The sequence below is a fragment of the Arcicella sp. genome, assembly GCF_964672035.1.
The window spans coordinates 70,652-89,897 of the sequence record NZ_CBABQS010000010.1 but is presented as its reverse complement, the minus strand read 5'-3'; the positions used below and the strand labels follow the sequence as shown (position 1 = coordinate 89,897).

The following is a 19,246-nucleotide window of genomic DNA, read 5'->3' as shown; positions in this document are numbered from 1 at the left end:
ATGCACATGAGTCCAGGATTGCCAATAATGAGTTCAAAAGACTTAGTAAACTGGAAACTGGAAAGCTATTGCTATGATAGATTGGTAGAAAACGATGCCATGAACCTGAATAATGGACAAAATACCTACGGTCGAGGCTCTTGGGCAAGTTGTATCCGCTACCACAATGGCGAATTTATAGTTAGCACTTTTGCGGCTACATCGGGTAAAACGCATATTTATACTTCAAAAAATATCAAAGGTCCTTGGAAAGAGCAATCATTTGCCCCTGCATACCACGACCACACAATATTTTTTGACGATGATGGTAAAACCTACCTGATTTATGGTGCTGGAAAACTCAAAATTCTGGAACTAAAATCAGATTTGAGTGGAAAAATGGAAGGTACAGAAGAAAAAGTGTTGATAGAAAACGCTTCTGCTCCTGTGGGTGATAAAATTATGCTGGGTGCGGAAGGCTCGCAATTATTTAAAATTAAAGGTAAATACTATCTTTTCAATATCTGTTGGCCTCGTGGTGGCATGAGAACGGTAATTATTCACCGAGCCGATAAAATCACTGGACCTTGGGAAGGTCGAATTGGCTTACAAGATTTAGGTGTGGCACAAGGCGGACTAATTGATACGCCAGATGGTCGTTGGTTTTCCTACCTTTTTCGTGACAATGGCGGCGTGGGTCGCATTCCGTATTTAGTACCTGTTGGGTGGAAAGATGGTTGGCCTGTTTTGGGCGAAAATGGAAAGGTTCCGATGAATTTAGATTTACCAGCCAATAAAAGTTTGAAGCCAAATCTCGTGAATTCGGATGAATTTACTCGCAAAAAAGGCGAAGCAAAACTTCCATTGGTTTGGCAATGGAATCATAATCCAGACAATAATCTTTGGTCAATTTCAGAACGAAAAGGATTTTTAAGACTCAAAACAGGTAGAGTTGATACCTCTTTTACGCAAGCTCGCAATACGTTAACGCAACGTACTTTTGGGCCTACTTGCTCAGGGGCTACCATGCTTGATGTCAGCAATATGAAAGATGGCGATTTTGCGGGAATTTGCGTTTTGCAGAAAAATTTTGGACAAGTTGGTGTGAAAATTGAAAACGGCAAAAAAACAATCGTTATGGTGAGTTCCAACACAGGGAAACCCCTTGGAATTCAAAAAATACCCTTGGAACAAAGCAAAATTTATCTAAAAATCAGTTGTGATTTTACGGATAAAAAAGATTTGGCAACTTTCTTTTATAGCCTTGATGGCAAAACTTGGACAAGTATTGGTGAGACGTTGAAAATGCCTTACACGCTCCCTCATTTTATGGGATACAGATTTGGGCTTTTCAATTACGCTACAATAAATATAGGTGGCTTTGCTGATTTTGATTGGTTTAGGATTAAGTAATTGAAATTCATTTATTAAAAATATGAAACTAAGATTTTCTTTAAAAGTATTGATTTTACTGGCTAATGCTTTTGCTGGTATTTCTCAAAATACGCCACCAAAACCGTTTGGACCGATTCCGACTGAAAATCAATTGCGATGGCAACAAATGGAATATTATGCTTTCGTGCATTATTCTATCAATACTTATACAGACATGGCTTGGGGATTGGGTAATGAAGACCCGAAAATTTTTAATCCTGAAAAATTAGATTGCCGACAGTGGGCAAGAATCTGCAAAGAAGCGGGAATGAAAGGCATCATTTTTACGGCTAAACACCACAGCGGTTTTTGTTTATGGCCTTCTAAATACACCGATTATCCCATTGAAAAAGCACCATGGAAAAATGGAAAAGGCGATATTGTACGAGAATTGTCCGATGCTTGTAAAGAGTTTGGGTTGAAATTTGGCGTTTATTTATCGCCTTGGGATAGAAATCATCCCGATTATGGCAAGCCTGAGTATATTACTTATTTCAGAAACCAATTGACCGAACTATTAACCAATTACGGAGATGTATTTGAAGTTTGGTTTGATGGTGCGAATGGCGGTTCTGGATATTATGGCGGTGCGAATGAAACCCGAAAAATTGATGCTAAAACGTATTACGACTGGAAAAATACTTACAAACTGGTTCGTAAACTACAACCCAAAATTGTCATCTGGAACGATGGTGGCGACCGTGCCGATTTGCGTTGGGTAGGTACCGAGGCAGGTTACGTGGGCGAAACTAATTGGAGTTTACTAAATTCCACGGGCGATGTTCCGGAAGATATGTTGAGACATGGCGTTGAAAATGGAAATGCTTGGGTACCAGGGGAGGTAAATACTTCTATTCGTCCTGAATGGTTTTATCACGAGCGTGAGGATAGGAAAGTGAAAACATTAACTCAATTGATGGATATTTATCATAATTCAGTGGGTAGAAATGGCACTTTGCTGATGAACTTTCCAATTATGCCAAATGGACTGATTCACGAAAAAGATGAAAAAGCCATTCAAGGACTTACCAAAGCCTTGAAGGAAGAATTTGCCCAAAATCTTGCCAAAAACACCGTAATTTCTTCTAATCAAACCCGTGGAAAAAGCATTCGTTTTGGAGCAAAAAATGCCATTGATAACGATGCTAAAACCTATTGGGCGACCGATGATAATATTACAACGGCATCGCTAACCTTAGATTTTGGAAAAGTTACTACATTCAATCGCTTTTTGGTGCAAGAACCAATTACATTGGGACAACGAGTGAAATCATTTAGTTTAGAGGTTTTTGTCAAAGGAAATTGGGTACAAATTGCCAAAGAAACTACCATTGGTTATAAACGAATTCTTAGATTTCCGACCGTGGAAGCTACAAAATTACGATTCAACGTGTTGGAGGCTAAAAGTAATCCGCTCATTTCTAATATCGAAATTTATAAAGCTCCCATTATTCTTACGCCACCTACTATTACCCGAGATAAAAATGGCTTAGTCAGTCTTGTTTCGGGAGACGCTGAGTCTGAAATTTATTATACAGTCGATGGAAATACGCCCACTGCCAAGTCAGACAAATACACTTCTCCAATAAAAACAAAGGATGGAAAAGTTGAGATAAAAGCAATTGCCTATAACCCTTTCACCAAACAAAGTAGCATTGCGAGCGAGGAAAAATTTGATATTTCTCGTAAAAACTGGAAAATCATCAATACGGAAAATGTAGCCGCTAATAAACTGCTCGATGGCAACCCGAATACTTCTTGGCATCAAAAAAGAAGTCATACCACGCCAGCGGAAGTGGTGATAGATTTGGGCAAAGTGGAGCAATTGGAAGGCTTCCGTTACTTGCCTGCACAAAATTGGTGGGAGGAATCAAGCATCATCACGCATTATCAATTTGAAGTTTCAGCCGATAATTCCAATTGGAAAATTATGAGTGAAGGTGAATTTTCAAACATTAAAAATAGTCCTTTTTGGCAAATCAAAAATTTTGCATCCGTTATGGCAAGGTACATCAAGTTTCGAGCCTTGAAAAATACGCAAGAAGGTTCTGACTCAGGTTTCGCTGAATTGGATGTCATTACGACGAAATAATATATGGTATTGCGTTAAAATAAATCTTTTGAATAACCCAAAAATAATCAATTTCAATCTTAAAAAACTATTCATTATGAAACCCAGAACAGTTATCCAATCATTTGGATTTTTCGCCCTACTGGCAATATTCCGTTTATCTGTTGCTCAAACGCCTCGCCCACCCTATGTGGTTTCACCCAAAGTAAACCCCGATAAAACGGTTACATTTTCCTGTTTGGCACCCAATGCTACTACCGTTTTGCTTGATGGCAATCAATTTGGTTCGACAAATGTACCGATGACAAAAAATGCAGAGGGAGTTTGGTCGGTAACTGTTGGACCCATAAAACCTGATATTTATCCATATGGTTTTAAAGTTGATGGTACTACGATAAACGACCCAGCCAATGTAAATCTCTTTCCCAACGAGCGTTTTAAGGCAAGTTTGGTAGAAATACCATCTGATTTACCGGCTATTTATGCCCTTAAAAGTGTTCCACACGGTACAATTTCGTATGAATATTATCCATCGGTAGAAGGTTCAACGGGTACAATAGTGGTTTATACACCAGCAGGTTATACCAAAGAAACTGCTAAAAAATATCCAGTTTATTATCTCATAAGCGGCACAACTGATACCGAAGAAACCTTCTGGAAAGTGGGAAAAGTAAACTTTATATTGGATAATATGATTGCGGAAGGCAAAGCCAAACCGATGATTGTAGTTATGCCTTATGGCAATCCTTTGGCTAAAATTGCTGAACAAACGGGTAAAGACAAACCATCAGATGTGATGAGCCGAGATGGTGAAGATGCTCTTCGTCGAATAAAATTATTTGAAACTGACCTCATAACTAATATAATTCCTTTTACAGAGAAGAATTATAGAACGCTCAATAACCGTGAAAACCGGGCGATTGGTGGTTTTTCACGTGGTGGCGGTCAAACGCTCAGAACCGCTTTCAACAACGTTGATAAATTTGCTTATGTATGCAGCTATGCCTCGTACATTTCTCCTGTCGAAATGGACAAAAGTTTCACAAATATTACCGTAAATTCTGCTAAAACTAACAAAGATTTTAAATTACTTTTTTCAGGAATTGGTACAGATGATTTTCTTTACAAAGGCACCACGGAATGGGAAAATTATCTAAAAGAAAAGAAAATCAATTTTAAAAGCTATGTAACTGATGGTGGTCATACGTGGATGAATGTGAAAAAATACCTCAATGAAACGCTGCCCGTACTTTTTAAATAATATTCAAGATAAATATATAATCTCATAAAAAAATGAAAAATATACTCGCAAAAATTGCCTTTTTCGCCACCATTTCAAGTGGTATTTGTTTCGCACAGCAACCCGCTGTTATTGAAGACTTTAAACCTTCTTCACTCAATCAGCCTCAGCAAGAATATCCCATGGTGAATTCGCAAGGTTTTGCACGATTCAAAATTGTTGCTCCTGCAGCCGACAGCGTTAGAGTAAGTTTAGGGCTTGGTGGAAAAGGTGGCACAAAACTCGCCAAAGGCAACGACGGAACTTGGGTGGGAACTACCGAAGGTGCGATGGACGAAGGTTTTCATTATTATAACGTAAATATTGACGGTGGAAAATTTAATGACCCTGGAACATTAAATTATTATGGCTCAACCCGTTGGGAAAGCGGCATTGAAATACCCGCTCATGACCAAGAATTTTACGCCATAAAAAACGTTCCTCACGGTAATGTGCAGCAGGTTCTTTTCCCATCACCAAGCACGAATACTTCACGCAGAGCCTTTGTTTATACGCCACCGAGTTATGATAAAAATACCAAAGAAAAATATGGAGTGCTGTATCTGCAGCACGGTTGGGGCGAAGACGAAACCGCCTGGATGAATCAGGGTCACGCTAATTTGATCATGGATAATTTGATTGCAGAAGGAAAAATCAAACCATTTATCATTGTGAATACTTACGGCATGACCAATGATGTGAAATGGGGTAAAATGAAGGACTTTAAAATTGAGCCTTTCCAAACCGTTTTGGTGGACGAACTCATTCCTTATGTAGATGCTAATTTCAGAACAATTGCCAAGCAATCACACAGAGCAATGGCGGGTTTGAGTATGGGCGGTATGGAAACAAAAACCATCACGGTAAATAAACCAGATACTTTTGCCTATTATGGCTTACTAAGTGGTGGCATTTACGCCCCAGAAGATATCAAGGACAAATCAAAAGTTAAACTAATTTTTTTGAGTGCTGGTAGTAAAGAAAAACCCGAGAGAATATTAGACGCTACTTCTAAATTGAAAGAAGCTGGATTTAATGCAGTGTCTTACGTTTCTGACAAAACTGGTCACGAGTTTCTTACTTGGAGACGTAGTTTACTGGAACTTGCCCCAATGCTTTTTAAATAATTATTTGAAGTCTTTTTTATCCCAAAATGTGAAAAAAATTATCTCAATACTTGCAATTCTATTGCTTTGCGGAAACATGACTTTTGCACAGAAAATGGAAAAAGAAATGCCCAAAGGCTATGAAAACGAAAAAATAGGCATAGCCAAAGGTAAGATTGATACTGTGCTTTATGACTCCAAAACGGTTGGAAATAAACGTAAAACATTGGTTTACACTCCACCAGGTTTCGACAATAAGAAAAAGTATCCCGTATTTTATCTACTTCACGGCATCGGTGGCGACCATTTAGAGTGGTTTAAAGGAGCAAATCCACAAAATATTTTGGATAACCTTTATGCCGAAGGCAAAATTCAGCCCATGATTGTGGTAATGCCAAACGGCCGTGCCATGAAAGATGACCGTTCGATAGGAAATATTATGGCTCCTGACAAAGTGAAGGCTTTTGCTACTTTTGAAAAGGATTTATTGGATGACCTAATTCCATTTATCGAAAAAAAATATCCTACGCTCACCGATAAAGACAATCGTGCCATTGCTGGTCTTTCGATGGGTGGCGGTCAGTCGCTTAATTTTGGTTTGGGAAATTTGGATAAATTTTCTTGGGTGGGAGGGTTTTCTTCCGCCCCAAATACCAAAACTCCACAGGAATTAGTACCCAATATTGAGGCAGCCAAGCAAAAATTAAAACTATTGTTTATCTCTTGTGGTGATGCTGATGGACTTATTGGTTTTAGCAAACGTACCCACGATTATTTGTACCAAAACGACGTTCCGCACATTTATTATGTAGAGGCTGGTGGACATGATTTTAAAGTTTGGAAAAACGGTTTGTATATGTTCTCGCAGTTTTTATTCAAACCAGTTGATAATACTTCTTTGGAGCAATTTACTGTTCTGGGAACGCCTGCCGTTACAAATATTCGAAATGGAAAATACCCTCAAATTTTGCCCGATAACCGAGTTATTTTCAAGGCTAAAGCCCCTGATGCTCAAAAAGTTCAGGTGGATTTGGGTAAAAAATACGATATGGTAAAAGACACCAGCGGTTTTTGGAATGTAACGACTGATGTTATTAGCCGAGGTTTTCATTATTACTCATTAATCGTTGATGGTGTGGCTTTGGCAGACCCAGCCAGTGAAACTTTCTATGGCATGAGTCGTCAAGCAAGCGGTATCGAAATTCCTTACAAAGAAGGTGGTTTTTATGCTTTGAAAGATCTGCCTCACGGAGATATTCGTATCAAAAAATATTTCTCAAAAGCAAGTAATTCATGGCGAGAAATGTATTTGTACACGCCAGCAGGTTATGATAAATCAACGGAAAAATATCCAGTGTTATATCTTCTGCACGGCGGTGGCGAAGACCAACGTGGCTGGGCTACCCAAGGGAAAACAGATTTGATTTTGGATAATCTTATCGTCGAACAAAAAGCCAAACCTATGATTATTGCTATGCTTGATGGCAATTTTTATGGCAACGGTGGCGGAGTGGCAGGCTTTGGCGAACCACAACTTAAAGCCTTTGAAAACGAACTCAAAAATGGAGCAATTCCATTTGTGGAGAGCAATTATAGAGTAGAAACTGATGCTAAAAACAGGGCCTTGGCAGGTCTTTCGATGGGTGGTTTGCAAACGCTTTATGCAGGCATGAAAAATACCAATATGTTTGCTTATTTGGGCGTATTTAGTTCGGGATGGTGGGCAAATAACACAACATTATCTGGTCCGCAGTATGAATTTATGGCAAAAAATAATACGACCATCAACGAAAACCTAAAAGAATTATGGATTTCGCAAGGCGGAAAAGAGGACATTGCTCACGCCAATTGCCAAATCATGATGAAAAAGTTTGATGATATAGGCATCAAATACAAATACAGCGAATATGCTGGTGGGCATTCATGGCCCGTTTGGCGACATGATTTACATATGTTTTCACAATTATTGTTTAAATAAAATAGAATTAGGGCATTGGAGTGCATCAAAAAGTGTGGGGCAATCTAAATCATGTCTTACATTAAGTAATCAGAACCATTCTGCATATACCAGTCAATGAGATTCTACGTAATAGACCTGCTATAGTGGCAATAAATGAGCCATATTGCCTTCGTTAATGGCATATTAAATAGTCATCCAAAATAAATTTGGATGACTATTCTTAAATTTTACATTTTCACCATTTTCCCATCTGCCTCAAAAAGCAAATCTTTTCCACCCACTTCGGCTTCGTAAAAAGTTTTACCGCCTTTCTTGATAATCGCCGCTTCTTTTACTTTTTTACCTTTCAAAGCCGTCTGAACTGGCATGGGTAATTCTGAAAATTTAATGTCGGTTTCTACTTCTTTTTCCATGCCTTTTCCATCAAAAACTGCTGACATATCTTTACCATCCATTTTAAAAGAAGCCTCATAATCAGCCCCTTCTTTATCCCATTTTGCTCCTTTTACGTTTGCATACTGTTTCGCAAAGTTCTCTTTTACTGCCGAGGGTACTTTATCGGCGGTCATTTTTTGAGCATTTACTTCAATTGTTGCCAAGGCAAAAATTGCCAAAATCAATAATTTTTTCATGGTATTGTTAATTAAATTGTTAAACATTGACCAAAGCTAATCCCTGATTTTGAAGGGAAATTGTAGTTCAAAAAACTATTTGCCAAACTCCATTACCATAAAAGTATTTGGGACAATTTTGGCTCGTGGACGTGGGTTATCGGTCGTAACGGGTGGTGTTTCACCGTACTGTGCCGATATGGTAAAAATATGGTGCGTTTTTTCATCGTAAGTTATCGTTCTCGCTCCAACTGCAGATTTTATGGTTTCTGTTACAGAAAATTTATTCGGTGAATCTTCGTGAACCGCCGTGATTGTACCTTCGCCATTTGAGGAGAAAGCCGTTTTTGAAGCTGGGTCATAGGCTACGCCATCGCAACGTCCACCAATACCGATTTCAGCGATTACTTTTCCATCTTTTGCATCCAAAATTATCATTTTTTTATTGCCACAAACGGTAAATAATCTTTCCGTTTTCAAATCAATTGCCAAACCCGTTGGTTCTTCACCGGCTCCTATTTTATAGTGTTTTTTAATAGCTAAACTCTTGGCATCAAAGGTTATAATTTCGTTCAAATCCTCCAAGTTTACGAAGATAGTTCCCTTGCCATCCGTAACCCCAGCTTCAGCAGCTTCACCACCTAATTTTATGGTTTCAATTGCTTTCAAGGTACTCGCATCAATGGCCGTTACACTGCCGCCTTTGTGGTTGAAAACGAACACTCGATTCGAGAATTTGTCGTACAAAAGTGCGTCAGGATTCTCTCCTGTGGGTATTTCCGAAAGTTTGGCTAAGGTTTTAAGGTCAAAGACAATCACTGAATTGGTCCGCCCAGAGGTGATAAAGCCTTTTCCAACGGCTGGGACAGCCTCTATACCGTGAACCCCTTTTGTATCAGGAATAATACCAATTTTTTCGTGAGTATCAACATTCAAAACCTCTACTTGGTTGCCATGAGAAAGATACAAACGGCGGTCTTCCGCACTAACCGAAAGATAATCCCAACCACCTTCACCCCCGATAACGGTTGATTTTATTAGGGTTGTTTGAGCAAATAAAATGCTTGAAAATGAGGCAATTATGCCTAAAATAAAGATGAATTTTTTCATTGTGTTGTATGTTATAAAAAGTGAAAATAGAAATATTTGCTAAAAAATAAAGACCAATTACCACCGATAATTCCACACCTCATTTTAGAGAATTAATTTTTATTTACCTTCCGATAAAATAATCTCAATAAACTTGGTAATACAATTAATAATAATGGTAAAGCCACTAAAAATCCTCCAATCACCGCAATGGCGAGTGGTTGATGCAATTGGGCTCCGGTGCCAATGCCCAACGCAATGGGCAAAAGCGCAATAATGGCTCCCAAAGCGGTCATCAATTTTGGGCGTAATCGGGTGGAAATCGCATAAATAATGGCATCGTGCGGACTGAGTTCATTGTGCAAGGATTCTTTGAATTGCAAGAAGGTAAAAATGGCATTTTCACCAATAATACCCACAATCATAATCAAGCCGGTGTAGCTACCAACATTCAAGGCAGTATGGGTAAAAAACAAGGCCATATAACTTCCCGAAATGCCCAAAACGGATACGACGAGGATGATAAAGGCAATTTTTAGCTCCTTAAATAAAAACAAAATCACGCCAAAAACTAATAAACTGGAGGTTATCAGAATCAATAATAACTCTTGAAAACTCTTTTGCTGGCTGGCATAAGCTCCTCCATATTGGATATGATAGCCATTTGGTAAACTCACATTGGAGGCAATTTTTTGTTGAATTTCTTTCATGGTACTTCCCAAATCTCGATTATCCAAACGAGCCGTCACTACGCCCATCGCTTGTAAATCTTGACGTTCAATTTCAGCATCGCCTTCACTCAGCGATACATCGGCGAGGGCAGTAATGGGTTGTAACTTACCATTTGGCAGAAATATTTTCGTATTGCCAATATCACTCACTGAATGATTCCGACTGTCGGGATATAACATTCTGACGCTCGTAATCCGTTCTTTTTCCAACACACTACCTACAATTGTTCCTTGCAAACCCAATTGAAGTTGATTTTGGAGATTCATGGGCGTAATCCCAAACTGTGCCAATTTCACATATTCTGGTTTAACGTTAATGGAAGGACCCGCAATGACGATGCCATCGAAGACATCGGCAACGCCCGAAACGCTTTCTAACTCCTTCGCAATTTTGCGAGAAAGTTCATGTAATTTTTGCTTATCATCCCCAAAAATTTTTATTTCAATGGGCTGTACAGAGGACATTAAATCGCCTAACATATCGCCAATGACTTGCCCAAAATCTATTCTAAGGGCGGGTTGAGAGGCTTCTACTTTCGTTCTAATTTCACTAATTACTTCATCTGTGCTACGATTTCTGGATTTTTTTAACTGAATCAAATAATCGCCTCGATTGGGTTCGGTAATGAAAAAACCCATCTGCGTACCCGTTCTGCGGGAATAGGTTTCCACTTCAGGAACTTTAACGATAATTTTCTCGACTTCTCGTAAAATTCTGTCCGTTTCTTCCAAGGATGTACCAGGCGGTGAGCTATAATCCAAGACCACACTTCCTTCATCCATTTCAGGTAAAAATCCTGTTTCTAATTTTGGAAAAATGATATAAACCGACACCATTAAACTAATTATAAATAAAATACTCAAAATGGGTTTGGTAATAAAAAAACCTACCCAACGCTGCGGCTTTACTTCGTGAATGATTTCTTTTTTCTTGGAAATGCTATCCCCCGACAGCAACAAATAAACCACTGGCAAGCCCAACCATGTAACGAAAAACGAGCAAATCAGCGTAATAATCATGGTATCGGTCATCACTTTGAAATAGGCTCCTGCCACACCTGTCATCAACACGAAGGGTAGAAAAATCACAATGGTACTGATGGACGACCCCAACATGGCGGGAAAAAGATATTGAATTGACCTTGGCAAAAGAGAAGCAGTTGGTTCGTCAGGGTGTTCTTCGTGGCTTCGGTGAATCTGTTCGACCACCACAATCGCATCATCAATAATCAACCCGATGGCGGCGGCAATTGCCCCCAAAGTCATAATATTGAAGGTATAACCAATCACTTTTAAGCAAATTAAGGTCATACAAAGCGTAATGGGTATGGTTATCAAAATGGTTAAACTCGCTTTGAGAGAACGTAAGAAAATAATGGCTACTACAATCGCCAATGCCAAACCAATCCACAAACTATCACTCACACTTTTCACGGATTCATTCACAAAATCGGCTTGCAAATAATACGGTTTTATCTGAACATTCTTAGGTAGCATTTTTCGTAATTCATTGACTTTCAAAGTCATTTCCTCCGAAAGTGATACCAAATTAGCGTTGGGTTGTTTGATAACGGCAATCAAAATGCCATCTTTGCCGTTGGCGTTTACCTTAATGTATTCCACGGCTTCGTTCACTTGCACATTTGCAATATCTTTCAAAACCACGATTCTTTTGCCATTATTACTCACCACAATATTCTCAATTTCAGTTTTCGTTTGGGCTTGGGCATCGGTTACGGTCAAATACAAAAGACGATAATCGGACAAATATCCGTTGGATTTGAGCATATTGGTCTGGCTCAAAGCTAAACTAACAATATCGGGCGTAATACCGAGTGTACTCATTTTTTGGGTTTGCAATTCCACCCAAAACTCCTTATTTTTCCCGCCAATAACCCGAATTTCTGACACCCCAGACACCTGCGAAAGAAATGGTTTTATCGTATAAGTGGCTAATTGTTTAAGTTCGATGGGCGATAAGTCGTGGCTTTCGAGGGTATAACCACTCACGGGAAGAATCGACGGATTCATCTTTTCAACCGTAATGGAAATATCAGGGGGGAGTACATTCCTAATTTGAGCAATTTTTGATTCTATCCGTTGCTGACTAAAATCTATGTTCGCATCCCAATCCATAAAAGCTGAGATTTCGCAGCTTCCCCGACTGGTTATACTTTTAATCATCTGCAAGTCAGGCACTTGCTTAATGGCATTTTCTAAGGGACGGGTTACCGTTACCATCATTTTATTGATGGGTTGCAGGCCAGCATCGGCAATTATTTTTATTTTTGGGAAAGTAATTTCTGGAAAAAGCGAAGTCTGCAATTTACTGTAAGCAAAAAAACCGCCCATAATGATGATTGCCATCATCACGGCAATTGGACTCTTGTAGGTCGAAAAGGGATTTTTCATATCAGTTTGCTTTCTCAATTTTCACGCTTGCCGTATCTGGCAAACCATAATTTCCTGATACCAAGATTTTATCGCTTCGTTGAAATTTTGGCGATAAAATCTCTACTCTTTCACCCAATTCTATGCCTTTCTGAATCGGAATTTTCACGGCGGTTGAAGCATTAATCATTTTCATTACCCAAAAATTCGACTGCGTTTCATCGGTTAGAATGGCTTTTTTAGGTAAGGATATGGCATTCATCTTCGTCTTTTTTACAATCCGTACTTTCGCAATCAAATTTTCTGGGATTTGGTGTTTCGAAATTACTTTAATCACTACACTTTCGGTTTGCGAAATGGCATCAACGGTTGGCATCATTTGGACGATTGTTCCTGCTAAAACTTCACCATCGGGCATCGTTAATTTCACTGATTTTTGATTCAAAATATAAGGTCGTAACTCGTAAGGCAAGTCCAATAAAAACACAAAACTATTGATTTCACTGATGGCCGCCAACTGTTCGCCATCCTGCACATAATCACCATTTTGATGATTCAATTGGGTGACGTAGCCACTTTGGGTTGCGGAGATTTTGGTGATTCCAGAAAATTTAAAAGTTGAATCTAAGCCATTCAAAATATTGCCTAAACCTTGGGTTTCCTTTGTTTTGATACTAAAAAGCACTTTATTGACCGCCACAAACTCGCCCAATTTTGTGGAAACACTTTGCAAATAACCGTTGGAAGTGGCTTTTACAAAACTTTTTTGTAAAAATGCCGAAGTGGCATTCAGTTCCAAATAATCTTGCATTTCACCTTCATTTACAGTCGTAATGGTTACGGGGGTACGGGAATCTACTGGGGTTTCTTCTACTGCTTTTTCAGTTTTATGACAAGCTGAAATACTTATAAAAACCAGTATAAAAAGCAAATATTTTTTTAGAGTTTGGCTCATTTATTCCAATAATTTAACTGATTTTTGATTTGTAAACGGTTTATTTCGTTCAACGTAATTTGATTTTTAGCATTTAAAAAATTGGTCGTTGCCAATAAATAATCCACAATTCTGACATCGCCCGTGGTGATTAAACGGCTATTTGCCTCAATTAATCGTTGTGAATATTTTGACTTGTCGAGCATTTCTATACTCAAATCTTCGTATAATTTCAATTGTTGAAACAGTTGGGAAGTTTGTTGCGTATATTGTTTTAGAAAGAAATTTCGATAATTCTGACGGTTCAGTTCTGCAATTTTGTTCCTGCTATGTTGTAAATTTTTTTGTCTGCCATCATATAAAAGTATGGTGGCATTAAAGCCAAAACTTGCCCCAAAATTATAGTATGGTTGCATCGAAAGTGAGGAAACAAATCCACCATCAGCAAAAACATTTCCCCTGATTTTATAGGCAAAATCAATTTGACGGTCACTATTTCTGATTTTTAAACTATCAAAAACGTAAGGACGGTAAAAAACAGAGGTTCTAACTTCGGGCAGTTGTGGAAAGGCAATATCGGGGGTGGGAATTTCAGTAATTTGAGTTTGCTGATTGTTTTCGGGAGCAATTCCGCAGAGATAATTTAACGTGCCAAAATCATTCAAAAACTGAATTTTCAAGCGTTTTAATTGCAATTCTTGTTGCTGAAGCGTTACTAAAAAAGTCAAGTATTCCGTTTGCTTATAGACGTTAGTTTGCGTAAGTTTTTTTAGAATTACTTCTTCATTTTTAAACAATTCTAATACTTCTTGATTGAATTTTATTTGTAAATAATCACCATAGGTAGTAACGTATTGGGTGGTAATAGTTCGACTCAAATCTTGCTGTGATATTTTTGTATTGGCTTGAATACCAGAAGATTGCAAGAAAATAGTTTCGAGTTGATTTGCCAAATTTCGCCTCGAAATCAAGGGTTTATTAACAAAAAGCTGAGCTGTATAATTACCCCCGTTAGAGATGGCATTATCGTAGCCAAATGAACCCAAAGCGGGATAATAATTATTGTTGGTAGCAGCAGTAATTTGTGGTTTGAAGCTGGCTAATAAACGCAAACTATCCAATTGATTTGACAGCACCTGATTTTTATAATCTTTCAAAAGCGGACTGTTGCTTTGAGCTTCGGACAGGTAAAAATCTAAACCTTCTTGGGCAAAAGATTGATTAAATAATAAAGTCGTAAGAAGACAAGAAAGCAAGAATTTTTGCATCAATATGATTTGTTTGGTCAAAGAAACGAATACATTTTGAAGGAAAGTTGAAGTTATAATCTTTCGCAGATTGTCTTAATAAGTGTAGGTCAAATGATTTTTGAAGTACTTAATATTTTATGTCCAGTCCTGAAAAACAATATAGGATATTTAAAGATGGCTCAACCCTTAAATTAGGCTGATGGATTGAAATGTGTATTTATGTACTAAAAAGCAAAGGTATGCAAATTCAATTACATGGAGATTTTAGATGTTGGCATACGTTACGACATACTCCGCAGTATTCGTTGGGACTCTGGCGTAAAATGTACTAATTGCCAAAGTGAAACCGTTGTAAAAAATGGTAAAGATTCAACGAATATTCATCTACAACGTTAACATTGTTATCGCTGTAAGCGCTATTTTGATGATTTAAGCGATACTATCGGGCTGCGTTCCGCTTTTAGTGGTAGCCACCAACCTTTACATCATTGGATAACCGTTTTGTATTTAATGAACTTGAATGCTTCTACCCTTCAGATAACCCAAGAATTAGAAGTGTCAGAAGATACAGCTCGTCATCTGTGTAGTGCGATACGTGAGGGTATCGTAAAAAAATCTGATATTATCCTTGACGGAGATGTTGAATCTGACTAATGTTATGTCATTGCTGGACACAAAGGACAACCCGAAAAGGTTAAAAAAGTGGGCAGAATGCCTCGTAGGAGGCGTTAAATGGTAAGCGTTGACGTGGAACAATTGAGGATGACAAATGCCCTGTCTTAGGTTTACTCCAGCGAGGGGGACTTATCAAACTGACGGTCGTACCCAATGTGTAACAAAAAACAATCAAGCCTATTATTGAAAAACGGTTACTAAATTCTCTACAATTTATACTGATGAGTATAACATTTATGCTAAACTCGAACAATGGGAATACGATCATAAAACCGTAAATCATTCTTTGGGTTAATATGCCAAAGATGAAGACGGGGATGGGATATATGAAGTTCACTGCAATACCCAAGAATGTTTTTGGTCTTTATTAAGACCTTAGCTGAGACCAAACAGGGGAGCCAGTCAAGAGAAATTGCCATTTTAGGTAAGGTATTTTGAGTTTTTACATCACCTCCGAAGGAGAGGCAAAAAGGCTTTGCAAGAAAATTTTGAGCTTCTTTCAAAGCCAGATTTAAGAAATTATCAACAATGTTTAATCATCAGCCCAATTTAAGGGTTGAGCCAACCTTAATAATCCCTTAGTGCCATCTTTCTTAGAAAAACAAACTGTCTCTCGATAAAGCCTTTTTAGATGCGTTCTGAAATCTATATTTCGTCATTCAATATGAGTAGTTTTAGCTTTGGTAATAATGCGTTTTTCTTTTGGGAAATGATTTTTGACAACGTTTCCCGATAAGATTTCCAATCATCAGTTCGATAAGAATCAATCGCTGTAGCGAACCGTCTGTAAATGGCTGATTTTTTCATCAAAGCTTTACAGGATGAATCATTGCGTTTTTCGATATGAAAAGCCAATATTTTACCAGATTCTGGGTAATAGGTATACCGTAGCCATCTTTTACCTTTTTTTCGATGTTTGAAAAACGTCCGCATTTCGTCGGGGATGCTCTATCGATTTAAACACGTTTAAAATGTCCTTCAACCAGAGGTTCTTCCGATGTTTTGAACCATAGACGTAATATGATTAGAATGCCAGCGATACTACCGCCTAATACTCGATGAATATCTCTGATGCCACTACCGTTGAAAGTCATACAACGTACTTGCCCTTTAATTCGAGGGTCCGCTCCTATATTGATATACAAATTGAATCTGTTTATGACAAGGGTGGCAAGAAAAGTTTTGCGTACCGTTGGCTTTTTTGCCATTTTTTTTGACATTTGTACCCTCACAATGAGGGCATTTCACTTGAAAGAGTATTTGAGACATACTAATTCAAGAAGATTTTGCCCTCTTTTGTTACTTAGGGCAATTTTAACACTGTTATTCCGGCATACATTTTAAATCAGTACTAAAAATAATTATACAAAAAATGAGCATTTTAAATAGTTTTAATTTACAAGGGAAAGTAGCACTTTTAACGGGTTGTAAAAGAGGAATTGGGAAAGCTATGGCCTTAGCGCTTGCAGAAGCGGGTGCAGATATTATTGGCGTTTCGGCTACCTTGGAATTAGAAAATAGTACCGTTGAAAATGAAGTAAAAGCATTAGGACGACAATTTTACGCTTATCAATGCGATTTCAAAAATCGTCCTGATTTATATAATTTTATTGAAAAAGTAAAGGCAGCGCATTCAATTGTTGATATTTTAGTAAATAACGCAGGAAATATTTTGCGTCAACCTGCGGCGGAACATTCAGATAAATATTGGGACGAAATCATTGAAATCAACCTGAATTCACAATTTATTTTAGCTCGTGAATTTGGTAAAGAAATGGTACGCCGTGGTAGAGGAAAAATCATTTTTACAGCTTCTTTATTAACCTTTCAAGGGGGAATTAATGTGCCAAGCTACGCCGCAAGTAAAGGTGCGATTGGCAGTTTGGTGAAAGCACTTGCCAACGAATGGGCGAGTAAAGGTGTGAATGTCAACGCAATTGCTCCTGGATATGTCAGTACTGACAATACGGAAGCACTTAGAAATGATCCAGACCGTAGCGCCTCGATTCTTTCAAGAATTCCAGCGGGAAGATGGGGAACGCCAGAAGACTTTAAAGGAATTACTTTGTTTTTAGCTTCTGATGCGGCCAATTACGTGAGTGGGACAATTGTAACCGTTGATGGTGGATGGATGGGCAGGTAATTTCATAAGCTCCGAAAACAGTATTTTTTTGCAGCCAAAACAAGATTTAAAATCATGGTTTGGCTGCACTTTATTTGTTAATTTAAATACGATCAATATAAGCTGTTTAAACTTTGGAGTGCATCAAAAAGTATGGGCAAAATATTTTTGATACAGTTAATCAGCAAAGTACACTATCTTAAATTGACTATTTTAAAGAAGACATGTAATTGCCCCACACTTTTTGATGCACTCAACCAAGTGCGTCAGCTATAATGTTTCCCCTTTGGCAACTTTTAAGGCAAACTGTGCCTTATTGTATTCATTAATCGCTTTAAAATAATCAATTCGGGCTTGAAGGAAAAACGCTTGTGCTTGAAATACTTCAAAGGGTTTTACAGTTCCTAATTTCTGCCGTTCAATGCTTTGATTTAATGCTTCGTCTGTCAATTCCAATCCTTCTTTTGCAAGCTGAATCTGTTCTTTCCCAATAATCAAAAGTTGATTTGCATTTGTAATTTCTTCATTGATTTGTGCGTTGAACTGGTCCGACTTTATCTCTTGAATTTTTATTTGACTGTTGTATTGTTTCAAGTCACCACCATACACCAAACGCCCAAGTGGAATATTCCAAGTTAAAGAAGCATTGAGCATTCCTGTGGGATACAATTGTTTAGTTTCGGGATATTGTGAAGGGAACATTGGACTTACTGCTCCGTTAATTCTTCCAAAGTATGACCCGTAAGTGCCAATGCTTAATGTTGGAATAAACAAACCCGTCGTTGTTATTTTTCTTTCTGTTTGTAAAGAAAGAATGGTATGATCAATGGACTTTATTTCTGGCCTGTTTTTATAGGTTATATCGCTAACCAATAAAAGTTCTTGCTGAAATTCCAAAGGCAACATTACATTATCAATGCTTATCAATCTTACTTTGCTGTCAAGATTGAGTAATCGAACTAACTCAGCAGATTTTTGATTATATTCCGATTGTGCATTCAGCATTTCAATTTTTAAATGACTTTGATTGCTTTTCGACAACAATAATTCCGATTGATAACGCAAGCCTGCTTCAACTTGAATGGCAATTTGCTGTGTGATGGTATCGGATTGTGCTACCAAATTTTTGAAAGCAATTAATTTCATTTGTGCCGTTTGCAAATTATAATACGATTTTATGGTTTCCAATAGCGTATTGTTTCTTTTGGCTTGTGTTTCGTAAAAAGATGCCTGAACTTTTAATTTGGCAGATTTGGTTTTATAAATTCCTTCCGCAAAATTCCAATTAGCATTTAATCCTAATCCTGCCCAAAGGGTTTGTCTGTTTACATCTAAAAAGAATCGTCCGTCTGCATTCATTGCAGCTCCCCAAAGTTGGTGCGTTTGTAAACCTGCATAAACATTAGGTAACCACCATTCTTTTGCTTTTAACAAATTGGCTGCTGCCAATTCTTGTTTTTCCTGAAACTCTTTAATGGTTAAATTATTTGCACCGCCTATTTCCAAAACCGTTTGTAAGTTGATTGGCAAAGTCTCTTGTGCATTTGCGGTAGATGTTGCTATCCTTAATAATGCAGCAACAAAATATTTTATTTTATTTTTCATTTTCGTTAC

General features: G+C 38.0%; 16 protein-coding genes and 1 pseudogene. 8 read left to right on the top strand and 9 right to left on the bottom strand.

Translation table 11 applies throughout. The annotated features are described in order from the left end of the window. From AC1W31_RS04750 to AC1W31_RS04730, 5 genes are all read left to right on the top strand, one after another. Nucleotides 1–1,392, top strand: a 1,392-nt coding sequence (locus AC1W31_RS04750) for a glycoside hydrolase family 43 protein (RefSeq protein WP_481733259.1), incomplete at its 5' end; no start/stop codon positions are given. A gap of 22 nt (nt 1,393–1,414) precedes the next feature. After that, complete coding sequence (locus AC1W31_RS04745) at nt 1,415–3,505, top strand: alpha-L-fucosidase (protein ID WP_481733258.1); 2,091 nt, start codon at nt 1,415–1,417, stop codon at nt 3,503–3,505. A gap of 76 nt (nt 3,506–3,581) precedes the next feature. Further along, complete coding sequence (locus AC1W31_RS04740; RefSeq protein WP_481733257.1) at nt 3,582–4,745, top strand: esterase; 1,164 nt, start codon at nt 3,582–3,584, stop codon at nt 4,743–4,745. Nucleotides 4,746–4,777: 32 nt separating this feature from the next. Further along, nucleotides 4,778–5,890 carry an alpha/beta hydrolase gene (locus AC1W31_RS04735; protein WP_481733256.1) on the top strand — a complete coding sequence of 371 codons (1,113 nt, stop codon included), beginning with the start codon at nt 4,778–4,780 and terminating at the stop codon, nt 5,888–5,890. 76 nt (nt 5,891–5,966) lie between these two features. After that, nucleotides 5,967–7,847, top strand: a complete 1,881-nt coding sequence (locus AC1W31_RS04730) for an alpha/beta hydrolase-fold protein (protein WP_481733262.1) — start codon at nt 5,967–5,969, stop codon at nt 7,845–7,847. A gap of 209 nt (nt 7,848–8,056) precedes the next feature. Here the strand turns inward: AC1W31_RS04730 and AC1W31_RS04725 are convergent, their stop codons facing one another. From AC1W31_RS04725 to AC1W31_RS04705, 5 genes are all read right to left on the bottom strand, one after another. Continuing rightward, nucleotides 8,057–8,461 carry a PepSY-like domain-containing protein gene (locus AC1W31_RS04725; RefSeq protein ID WP_481733255.1) on the bottom strand — a complete coding sequence of 135 codons (405 nt, stop codon included), beginning with the start codon at nt 8,459–8,461 and terminating at the stop codon, nt 8,057–8,059. 75 nt (nt 8,462–8,536) lie between these two features. Then, a complete protein-coding gene (locus tag AC1W31_RS04720; protein WP_481733254.1) occupies nt 8,537–9,550 on the bottom strand; it encodes a YncE family protein in 1,014 nt (337 codons plus the stop codon). 92 nt (nt 9,551–9,642) lie between these two features. Continuing rightward, nucleotides 9,643–12,672, bottom strand: coding sequence for an efflux RND transporter permease subunit (locus AC1W31_RS04715; protein ID WP_481733253.1), 3,030 nt, complete (start codon nt 12,670–12,672; stop codon nt 9,643–9,645). 1 nt (nt 12,673) lies between these two features. Further along, nucleotides 12,674–13,606 carry an efflux RND transporter periplasmic adaptor subunit gene (locus tag AC1W31_RS04710; protein ID WP_481733252.1) on the bottom strand — a complete coding sequence of 311 codons (933 nt, stop codon included), beginning with the start codon at nt 13,604–13,606 and terminating at the stop codon, nt 12,674–12,676. Then, nucleotides 13,603–14,853: a TolC family protein gene (locus AC1W31_RS04705; protein ID WP_481733251.1), complete on the bottom strand. Its 1,251-nt coding sequence runs from the start codon at nt 14,851–14,853 to the stop codon at nt 13,603–13,605. Before AC1W31_RS04705 ends, AC1W31_RS04710 begins: the two co-directional genes overlap by 4 nt. 237 nt (nt 14,854–15,090) lie before the next feature. Here AC1W31_RS04705 and AC1W31_RS04700 point away from each other — a divergent pair, with 237 nt between their 5' ends. Together AC1W31_RS04700 and AC1W31_RS04695 are read left to right on the top strand one after the other, a co-directional pair. Next, nucleotides 15,091–15,231, top strand: a complete 141-nt coding sequence (locus AC1W31_RS04700) for a hypothetical protein (RefSeq protein WP_481733250.1) — start codon at nt 15,091–15,093, stop codon at nt 15,229–15,231. 481 nt (nt 15,232–15,712) lie between these two features. Next, nucleotides 15,713–15,805, top strand: a pseudogene (locus AC1W31_RS04695) (hypothetical protein); the annotation flags it as partial. Nucleotides 15,806–16,155: 350 nt separating this feature from the next. On the opposite strand, the gene AC1W31_RS04690 reads toward AC1W31_RS04695, so the two are convergent. From AC1W31_RS04690 to AC1W31_RS04680, 3 genes are read right to left on the bottom strand one after another with little or no spacing between them, the layout of a single operon-like run. Continuing rightward, nucleotides 16,156–16,443, bottom strand: coding sequence for an IS1 family transposase (locus tag AC1W31_RS04690; RefSeq protein WP_481733249.1), 288 nt, complete (start codon nt 16,441–16,443; stop codon nt 16,156–16,158). A gap of 23 nt (nt 16,444–16,466) precedes the next feature. Further along, nucleotides 16,467–16,655 (bottom strand): hypothetical protein, encoded by a 189-nt coding sequence (locus AC1W31_RS04685; protein ID WP_481733248.1) that lies wholly within the window; start codon nt 16,653–16,655, stop codon nt 16,467–16,469. Further along, the gene (locus AC1W31_RS04680) at nt 16,621–16,779 is read right to left on the bottom strand and encodes a transposase-like zinc-binding domain-containing protein (RefSeq protein ID WP_481733247.1); all 159 of its coding nucleotides are present in this window, start codon (nt 16,777–16,779) and stop codon (nt 16,621–16,623) included. Before AC1W31_RS04680 ends, AC1W31_RS04685 begins: the two co-directional genes overlap by 35 nt. Nucleotides 16,780–16,888: 109 nt before the next feature. On the opposite strand from AC1W31_RS04680, the gene AC1W31_RS04675 reads away from it, so the two are divergent. Then, the gene (locus AC1W31_RS04675; RefSeq protein ID WP_481733261.1) at nt 16,889–17,653 is read left to right on the top strand and encodes an SDR family oxidoreductase; all 765 of its coding nucleotides are present in this window, start codon (nt 16,889–16,891) and stop codon (nt 17,651–17,653) included. A gap of 249 nt (nt 17,654–17,902) precedes the next feature. Here the strand turns inward: AC1W31_RS04675 and AC1W31_RS04670 are convergent, their stop codons facing one another. Beyond that, nucleotides 17,903–19,237 carry a TolC family protein gene (locus AC1W31_RS04670; protein ID WP_481733246.1) on the bottom strand — a complete coding sequence of 445 codons (1,335 nt, stop codon included), beginning with the start codon at nt 19,235–19,237 and terminating at the stop codon, nt 17,903–17,905. Between the last annotated feature and the right edge of the window lie 9 nt (nt 19,238–19,246).

Excerpts from the sequence above, each read along its gene's own strand:
- AC1W31_RS04710 (WP_481733252.1), bottom strand. The coding sequence starts at position 13,606 with ATGAGCCAAACTCTAAAAAAATATTTGCTTTTTATACTGGTTTTTATA.
- AC1W31_RS04720 (WP_481733254.1), bottom strand. The coding sequence starts at position 9,550 with ATGAAAAAATTCATCTTTATTTTAGGCATAATTGCCTCATTTTCAAGC.
- AC1W31_RS04715 (WP_481733253.1), bottom strand. The coding sequence starts at position 12,672 with ATGAAAAATCCCTTTTCGACCTACAAGAGTCCAATTGCCGTGATGATG.
- AC1W31_RS04670 (WP_481733246.1), bottom strand. The coding sequence starts at position 19,237 with ATGAAAAATAAAATAAAATATTTTGTTGCTGCATTATTAAGGATAGCA.
- AC1W31_RS04740 (WP_481733257.1), top strand. The coding sequence starts at position 3,582 with ATGAAACCCAGAACAGTTATCCAATCATTTGGATTTTTCGCCCTACTG.
- AC1W31_RS04725 (WP_481733255.1), bottom strand. The coding sequence starts at position 8,461 with ATGAAAAAATTATTGATTTTGGCAATTTTTGCCTTGGCAACAATTGAA.
- AC1W31_RS04730 (WP_481733262.1), top strand. The coding sequence starts at position 5,967 with ATGACTTTTGCACAGAAAATGGAAAAAGAAATGCCCAAAGGCTATGAA.
- AC1W31_RS04745 (WP_481733258.1), top strand. The coding sequence starts at position 1,415 with ATGAAACTAAGATTTTCTTTAAAAGTATTGATTTTACTGGCTAATGCT.
- AC1W31_RS04680 (WP_481733247.1), bottom strand. The coding sequence starts at position 16,779 with ATGTCTCAAATACTCTTTCAAGTGAAATGCCCTCATTGTGAGGGTACA.
- AC1W31_RS04705 (WP_481733251.1), bottom strand. The coding sequence starts at position 14,853 with ATGCAAAAATTCTTGCTTTCTTGTCTTCTTACGACTTTATTATTTAAT.
- AC1W31_RS04735 (WP_481733256.1), top strand. The coding sequence starts at position 4,778 with ATGAAAAATATACTCGCAAAAATTGCCTTTTTCGCCACCATTTCAAGT.
- AC1W31_RS04700 (WP_481733250.1), top strand. The coding sequence starts at position 15,091 with ATGGAGATTTTAGATGTTGGCATACGTTACGACATACTCCGCAGTATT.
- AC1W31_RS04690 (WP_481733249.1), bottom strand. The coding sequence starts at position 16,443 with ATGCGGACGTTTTTCAAACATCGAAAAAAAGGTAAAAGATGGCTACGG.